The following is a 4,642-nucleotide window of genomic DNA, read 5'->3' on the forward strand; positions in this document are numbered from 1 at the left end:
CGATCCAGCCGAAGTGGTAGGCCGCGACGGTGTCCATGGGCGGCGCCAGCCGGTCCACGGCAGCTCGCAGCACCGGCGCTGACAGGGCCCTCCCGTCCACGCCCCACTGGTCGAAGGAGTCGATGTTCCAGACGGCGCCCTGGACGAAGACCTTGTGCTCGTACAGCGCGATGAGCTGGCCGAGCACCGACGGGGTGAGACGCTCCGCGAGGATCGTGGTCGTCGGGTGGTTGCCCCGGAAGGTCTTGTGCGGGACGAGCTCCTCGGGGACGCCCTCCGCGCGGACCTCCTCGGGGGTCCTGCCGAAGGCGAGTGCCTGCGTCTGGGCGAAGAAGTTCGCCATCAGCAGGTCGTGCTGGGCGATCAGCCCGGGCAGCAGGTCGTGGACGGGCGAGGCGAATCCGATGAAGTCGGCCGGGATGACCTTGGTGCCCTGGTGGATCAGCTGGTAGTAGGCGTGCTGCCCGTTGGTGCCGGGGGTGCCCCAGACCACCGGGCCCGTCTCCCACTCCACCGGATTGCCGTCCCTGTCCACGGACTTGCCGTTGGACTCCATGTCCAGCTGCTGGAGGTACGCGGTGAACTTGGACAGGTAGTGGCTGTAGGGCAGCACCGCGTGCGACTGGGCGTCGAGGAACTGGCCGTACCAGATGCCCAGCAGGCCCAGCAGCAGCGGGGCGTTCTCCTCGGCGGGGGCGGTGCGGAAGTGCTCGTCGACGAGGTGGAAGCCGTCGAGCATCTCCCGGAACCGGTCCGGGCCGATGGCGATCATCAGCGACAGGCCGATCGCCGAGTCGTAGGAGTAGCGGCCGCCGACCCAGTCCCAGAACTCGAACATGTTGGCCGTGTCGATGCCGAAGTCGGCGACCTTCTCCGCGTTGGTGGACAGGGCCACGAAGTGCTTGGCGACCGCTTCCTGACCGGCCCTCAGCTCGGTCAGCAGCCAGTCGCGGGCGGAGGTGGCGTTGGTGATGGTCTCGATCGTCGTGAAGGTCTTGGACGCGACGATGAAGAGGGTCTCGGCCGGGTCCAGGTCCCGCACGGCCTCGTGGAGGTCGGCGCCGTCGACGTTCGACACGAAGCGGACGGTGAGCGAGCGGTCCGTGAAGGAGCGCAGCACCTCGTACGCCATGGCGGGTCCGAGGTCGGAGCCGCCGATGCCGATGTTCACGATGTTCTTGATGGGCCTGCCCGTGTGACCGGTCCACTCGCCCGCGCGGATCCGCTCGGAGAAGACGGCCATCCTGTCGAGGACGGCGTGGACGGCCGGCACCACGTTCTCGCCGTCGACCTCGACCACGGCGTCGCGCGGCGCGCGCAGCGCGGTGTGCAGGACGGCGCGGTCCTCGGTCGTGTTGATCTTCTCCCCGCGGAACATGGCGTCCCGCAGCCCGGCCACGTCCGTCGCGGCGGCGAGCTCGCGCAGCAGGCGCAGTGTCTCGTCGGTGACCAGGTGCTTGGAGTAGTCGATGTGGAGGTCGCCGACGCGGAGGGTGTACTGCTCCCCCCGGTCCGGCGCGTCCGCGAACAGCTGGCGCAGATGCGTCCGGCCGAGCTGCTCACGGTGCTTGCCGAGAGCCGTCCACTCGGGCATCTGGCTGAGCTTCGTTCGGCTTTGTGCGTTCATCCCGGAAATCGCCCACTTCTCTCGTACCTGCAACCTTCCCCGCTGCCCCTCCAACCTAATTGATCCGGAGGGCGCGGCGGGCCAACGGCGGGCCGGTGGACGGCATACGGACACCGGCCGGTCACCCGAGGGGTGACCGGCCGGTGAGAAGTCTCAGATCTCGCCGCGGAGTTTCGCGAGGGCCTCGGCGAGGATCGCCTCGCCGTCGGCGTCGCTGCGGCGCTCCCGCACGTACGCGAGGTGCGTCTTGTACGGCTCCGTGCGCGGGGGGTCCGGCGGGTTGTCCTGGTCCTGGCCGGCCGGGAAGCCGCACCGCGGGCAGTCCCAGGTCTCCGGTACCTGCGCGTCATGGGCGAAGCTCGGCTGCGTCTCGTGCCCGTTCGAGCACCAGAAGGAGATGCGGAGACGCGGCGCGGACTCGCCCCGCTCGGCCTCCCCCATCGGCCCCGCTCCGACCCGGCTTCCCCGGATCGCGTTGCCACTTGCCACGGTCGTAACTCCCTGCGTGATGGTGCTCGAAGATGCCCCAGTCTACGTAAGGCCCAACGCGCGTCCAGTGAAAGGAGTTACACCGTCACCGGGAATCGCGAACGACGGGTCAGCCGTCCAGCTTGATCAGCAGGGCGAGGACGACGATGCACGCGAACCAGGCCAGGCCGACCACGACGGTGATGCGGTCCAGGTTCCTCTCGGCGACCGAGGAGCCACCCACGGAGGACTGCATCCCGCCACCGAACATGTCGGAGAGGCCGCCGCCCTTTCCCTTGTGCATCAGCACCAGCAGCATCAGCAGCAGGCTGAAGACGATCAGGGCGATCTCGAACGCCAAAACCACGGCTGGTCCCTACTTTCCACAATTCCTGAGACTGCATGTACGAACAGCGGGGGCCCGGGGGGTAGACCCCCCTCGGCCCCCGCAAGGGTACGACGGATCCGCGCTACCGCATACTCACTGGTCGCGGAAGCGGACGATCTTGACGAACTCGTCGGCGTCGAGCGCGGCGCCGCCGATCAGGGCACCGTCCACGTCGGGCTGCGCCATGATGGCCGCGACGTTGCCCGACTTCACCGAGCCGCCGTACTGGATGCGGACGGCGTCGGCCAGCTCCGGGGAGTACAGCTCGGCGAGCCGGCCGCGGATCGCGCCGCAGACCTCCTGGGCGTCCTCCGGGGTGGCGACCTCGCCGGTCCCGATGGCCCAGACCGGCTCGTAGGCGATGACGACGGACTCGGCCTGCTCGGCCGGGATGTCCTTCAGGGCGCCGTCGAGCTGGGCGAGGGTGTGGGAGACCTGGTCGCCGGCCTTGCGGACGTCCAGTCCCTCACCGACGCAGAGGATCGGGGTCAGGCCGTGCTTGAACGCGGCCTTCACCTTGGCGTTGCAGATCTCGTCGTTCTCACCGTGGTACTGGCGGCGCTCGCTGTGGCCGACGGCCACGAACGTGCACTTCAGCTTGGCGAGCATGGGGCCGGAGATCTCACCGGTGTAGGCGCCGGAGTCCTGGGCCGAGATGTCCTGGGCGCCGTACTTGATCTTCAGCTTGTCGCCGTCGACCAGGGTCTGCACGGACCGCAGGTCCGTGAAGGGCGGCAGGACGGCGACCTCGACGGCGTCGTAGTCCTTGTCGGTGAGGGCGAAGGCGAGCTTCTGGACGTGCGCGATGGCCTCGAGGTGGTTGAGGTTCATCTTCCAGTTGCCCGCCATCAGCGGGGTGCGGGTGCTCATTGAGGTCAGTCCTCCAGTGCGGCGAGGCCGGGAAGCGTCTTGCCCTCGAGGTATTCGAGGCTGGCGCCGCCACCGGTCGAGATGTGGCCGAATGCGTTCTCGTCGAAGCCCAGGATCCGGACGGCGGCCGCGGAGTCCCCGCCGCCGACGACGCTGAAGGCCGGGGAGTCGAGGAGAGCCTGGGCGAGGGCCTTGGTGCCCTCGGCGTAGTCGGGATGCTCGAAGACACCCATGGGGCCGTTCCAGAAGACGGTGGCCGCGTCGGCGAGCTTCGCCGCGTACAGCTCGCGGGTCTCGGGGCCGATGTCCAGGCCCTCCTGATCGGCCGGGATGGCGTCGGCGGCGACCGTGGACGGATGGGCCGGGGCCTTGGTCTTCAGGTCGGGGAACTCGCCCGCGACCAGGACGTCGACGGGGAGCACGAACTCCACACCGAGTTCCTCGGCGCGCTTCAGGTACTCCCGGACCGCCGGGACCTGGTCCTCCTGGAGCAGCGAGGTGCCGACCTCGTGGCCCTTGGCCTTGAGGAAGGTGTACGCCATGCCGCCGCCGATCAGGATGCGGTCGGCCTTCTCCAGCAGGTGGTCGATGACTCCGAGCTTGTCGGAGACCTTCGCGCCGCCGAGGACCACGGCGTACGGGCGGGCGACGTCCTCGGTCAGCTTCTTCAGGACGCCGACCTCGGTGGCGATCAGGCCGCCGGCCGCGTGCGGGAGCCGCGCCGGGAGGTCGAAGACCGAGGCGTGCTTGCGGTGGACGGCGCCGAAGCCGTCGCCGACGTAGACGTCGGCGAGCTCGGCGAGCCGGTCCGCGAACGCGCCGCGCTCGGCGTCGTCCTTGGACGTCTCCCCCGCGTTGAAGCGGAGGTTCTCGATGACGGCGACCTGGCCGTCGGCGAGGGCGGCGACCGTGGCACGCGCCGAGTCGCCGACGGTGTCGGTCGCGAACGCGACGTCGGAGCCGAGCAGTTCACCGAGGCGCGCGGCGGCCGGGGCCAGGGAGAAGGCCGGGTCCGGCGCGCCCTTGGGCCGGCCGAGGTGCGAGGCGACGACGACCCGCGCGCCGGCTTCCGCCAGGCGGGCGACGGTCGGCCGGACGGCGCGGATACGGCCGTCGTCGGTGATCGTGGTGCCGTCCAGCGGCACGTTCAGGTCGGCGCGGACGAAAACCCGCTTGCCCGCGACCCCTTCGTCGAGAAGTTCGTCGATCGTCTTCATCTGTTGCGGTACTCCTTGGAGGACGGATGAGCACGCAAGGGGCTCGGACGGCGCCACGTTGCGCCGTCCGAG

The 4,642-nt window shown here is 69.6% G+C and carries 5 protein-coding genes; all 5 read right to left on the reverse strand.

Going from position 1 to position 4,642, the window contains the following annotated elements; all coding sequences use genetic code 11:
• A partial coding sequence (gene pgi, locus ABZ371_RS29140; protein ID WP_358685112.1) for a glucose-6-phosphate isomerase occupies positions 1 to 1,627 on the reverse strand: 1,627 nt, incomplete at its 3' end.
• Between the two features lie 153 nt (positions 1,628 to 1,780).
• Positions 1,781 to 2,068, reverse strand: coding sequence for an RNA polymerase-binding protein RbpA (locus ABZ371_RS29145; protein ID WP_028440314.1), 288 nt, complete (start codon positions 2,066 to 2,068; stop codon positions 1,781 to 1,783).
• Between the two features lie 157 nt (positions 2,069 to 2,225).
• Positions 2,226 to 2,462, reverse strand: a complete 237-nt coding sequence (gene secG, locus ABZ371_RS29150; RefSeq protein WP_205019497.1) for a preprotein translocase subunit SecG — start codon at positions 2,460 to 2,462, stop codon at positions 2,226 to 2,228.
• A 114-nt stretch (positions 2,463 to 2,576) separates the two neighbouring features.
• Positions 2,577 to 3,353 carry a triose-phosphate isomerase gene (gene tpiA, locus ABZ371_RS29155; protein WP_358685116.1) on the reverse strand — a complete coding sequence of 259 codons (777 nt, stop codon included), beginning with the start codon at positions 3,351 to 3,353 and terminating at the stop codon, positions 2,577 to 2,579.
• A gap of 5 nt (positions 3,354 to 3,358) precedes the next feature.
• The gene (locus tag ABZ371_RS29160; RefSeq protein ID WP_358685118.1) at positions 3,359 to 4,570 is read right to left on the reverse strand and encodes a phosphoglycerate kinase; all 1,212 of its coding nucleotides are present in this window, start codon (positions 4,568 to 4,570) and stop codon (positions 3,359 to 3,361) included.
• Positions 4,571 to 4,642: the final 72 nt, after the last annotated feature.

The organism is Streptomyces sp. NPDC005899 (assembly GCF_040629645.1).
Lineage (GTDB): Bacteria > Actinomycetota > Actinomycetes > Streptomycetales > Streptomycetaceae > Streptomyces.